Source organism: Xenorhabdus sp. TS4, assembly GCF_014467265.1.
In the GTDB taxonomy this organism is placed as follows: domain Bacteria; phylum Pseudomonadota; class Gammaproteobacteria; order Enterobacterales; family Enterobacteriaceae; genus Xenorhabdus; species Xenorhabdus ehlersii.
Genome location: NZ_NKHQ01000068.1, coordinates 1 through 619 on the forward strand (window position 1 = coordinate 1; position 619 = coordinate 619).

Sequence of the window (619 nt, forward strand, 5' to 3'; positions counted from 1 at the left end):
GTTGACAGGTGAGTGCATTGAACACCTCCCCCTATTTTCAGGAAGAATATATCATGAGCTATCATGCCACAATGGAGCGTACGACTGTAGTACTAGGCTGCGTCCCTTAATTATATAACCGCCTGTAAAAGAGTCGAATACAGCCTAATTTCACCATGGACAAATAGTTTCGGGCGGTTTTTTCGTAACGGGTTGCAATACGCCGATTTCCTTTCAGAAAACCGAAACAGCGTTCGACAACATTGCGGTCACGATACGCCTGTTCATCAAATTGCGTACGACCATCAGCACGGCCTTTTTCATTGATTTTATACGGAATAACGCTCTTGATCCTCAATTTACGCAGATAACCGCGGAGTTTTCCGCCCGAATAGCCTTTATCTGCCAGCACGGCTTTTCCGCGCCGTTTCATGAAACCATTTTTGCGCTGTATGCCAATGCCGTCGAGCAAAGGGATGGCGGATCTACTTTCATGGGCTTGCCCCGCCGTCAAAAGTAGGTTGAGGGGAAAACCCCGTCTGTCGGTTGCCAGGTGGATTTTGGTGCCATAACCACCGCGTGAGCGACCCAGCGCATGATCGTCAGCGATATCGGGATGTTTTTTTTCGCCCCTGCGGCA

1 protein-coding gene is annotated in these 619 nt (G+C 49.1%); it reads right to left on the minus strand.

The features are described 5' to 3' along the window. Positions 1-106: 106 nt before the first annotated feature. Positions 107-619: IS5 family transposase (locus Xets_RS14160; protein ID WP_187651952.1), on the minus strand; the 513-nt coding region annotated here is incomplete at its 5' end.